Origin of the sequence: Streptomyces klenkii, from assembly GCF_003626645.1 — a bacterium.
Lineage (GTDB): Bacteria > Actinomycetota > Actinomycetes > Streptomycetales > Streptomycetaceae > Streptomyces > Streptomyces klenkii.
In genome coordinates this window covers 1-1999 of record NZ_RBAM01000055.1, presented here as the reverse complement: position 1 = coordinate 1999, position 1999 = coordinate 1, and the positions used below count along the sequence as shown (strand labels likewise).

1 protein-coding gene and 1 pseudogene are annotated in these 1999 nt (G+C 67.5%); both read right to left on the bottom strand.

Translation table 11 applies throughout. The features are described from left to right. A pseudogene (locus D7231_RS34500) lies at nucleotides 1-526 on the bottom strand (ATP-binding protein); the annotation flags it as partial. After that, the coding region (locus D7231_RS34495) for a DDE-type integrase/transposase/recombinase (protein ID WP_147449869.1) at nucleotides 523-1999 on the bottom strand (1477 nt) is incomplete at its 5' end. The gene D7231_RS34495 and the pseudogene D7231_RS34500, both read right to left, overlap by 4 nt.

The following is a 1999-nucleotide window of genomic DNA, read 5'->3' as shown; positions in this document are numbered from 1 at the left end:
GAGCGAACAGCGCGGCTGTGCCGCTCTTGCGGCCAGGGTGCGCGTAGTACTCCAGCAACGACCGGTTGAACTCCTTCATGCCGATGTTGCTGGTCAGACCGACCCGGCAGACAGGCCATCGCTCGTGGCCGACGGCGGTGAACGCCCCCTCCCGCGCGATGACCTGCCGGTGGTACTTCAGCACGAAGTCCAGCACCGCGGTGGTCTTGCCGAGCCCGGGAAAGGCGTCCACCGCCACGGCCCCCTTGGCCTTGTCGCCGTCCTGCTGGTTGCTCGCGAGAATGTCCCACAAGTCCTCGTGGAGCGCCTTGAGCTGGGGCGTCCCGATCGGGCCGAGGTTGGCGTGCCAGATACTCCGCTCCTGCTCGTACTGCAGCAGTACCCCCTCGCCCAGGGCCGCCTTCTGCTTGAGGGTGAGCAGTTCCGGCGGCTGCCGCTTGGGTGCCTCGGCCAGGGCCTTGAGGCCCTCCTTGCGGGAGAGCGTGAGGTTGTCCAGCGACTGAGTGTCGGGGCGGGGCTGCATCATGCGTCCTCCAGGGCGTCGGCGTAGAAGTCCCCGTCGTCCTCGTCGTCATCACCGGGCAGCAGGCCCTCATACGGCTCGGCCTCCGCCTCCTCTGCGTCGTCCTCCTCGGCCTCGGCGTTGGTGGCTAGGACCCGCGCGACGGACGGCAGCATGCGCACGTCGTCCTCGACGGTTCCCGGGAGGTCGAAGGCGGACTCCTCGCGGGCCTGGCGCAGAGCCAGACGGCGCTCGGTCATCGTCAGCCCAAGGCCCAGGTGCCAGCGGTCGAGCAGTTCGGCGACCGCGGTCTCGTCATCGGGGAACGGGTATTTCTCGGCCGCGATCTTCCGGGCGATCTCGATGGCTCCCCGGCTGATCGGGAACTTCTGAGCCGGGGCGTGCTCCCACTCCAGGGTGTGCCAGCGACGCGTGTCCGGGTGCCGGAAGTAGATGTAGTTGATGTTGTCAGGGTCGACCTGGACAGGCCACAGACCCTTGGCCTTCGGCCCGGTGTACTCGCTGGTCTCGCCCCGGTAGCCGTCCAGCCCGGGGCCGTTGTAGCGGCACTTGCGGATCTCGACGCCGTAGTGGTGGGTCGGCTTCCATTCGGTCTGCAGGAACTCGAAGCCGAGCGCCGGATCGCGAGGCACCTCGATGTAGCCGGACCGGGCGATCCCATGCTCGAACATCGCCGCCGGCGACAACCTCAGCCCCGGTACATGGGCGTCGACGAGCCCCCTGTGCGGCCTGTGGTGATACGTGCAGGCCACCCATTCCCGGATGATTGCTTCCAACTCGTGGAGGAAGAAGAACGCCTGGTCCTCCGGCCGCTCACCCCGCGAGAACAGATCCGGACCCTTGTAGCCCGGCAACGACTCCAGCAGGCCCTCGCGCAGGGTCTTAAAGAATCTTTCAATCGGACCTTTATCCCGGCCCGTTCGCAGGCGGGCCGGCTGAATGGACAGACCGAGGCGCTGGCAGACGGAGGTGATGTGCTCCGAGATGAAGGGCTTGCCGTGGTCGACGACGATCGTCTCCGGCACCAGAGCAGGCGACGCGACACCGCCTTTCTTGGCCTCCTCCGGCTTCTCCTCGTCCGGTTCGAGTGCCTTCCGCTCGACGAACACCGTGCGGGGAATGCCGTGGTCGGGCCACACAGCGTGCGCTGGCCAGTCCTTGCCGGCCGGGCGGGGGCGGAAAGTCTGGAACATCACGGCCGCGACGTCGATGGACGACGTGGACACGGGGGTAACCCTGACCCCGCACACGCACCGGTCGTACCAGTCCATCGCGACCGTCAGTTCGGCCTGGACCCACTTCATCGTGATCGGGTCCATGGCGAAGACGTCCAGACGTGTGGTGTCCATCAGAAGGTACTCGCCCGGCCTCGTGGGCCGCAGCTTCCCGTACGCGCCCGGTGGCCGGGCGGCGATGTCCCGATTGCGCTTCGTGCTCAACCGGAAGGTCGGCAGCCTCCGCTCCAGCTCCTCGCGC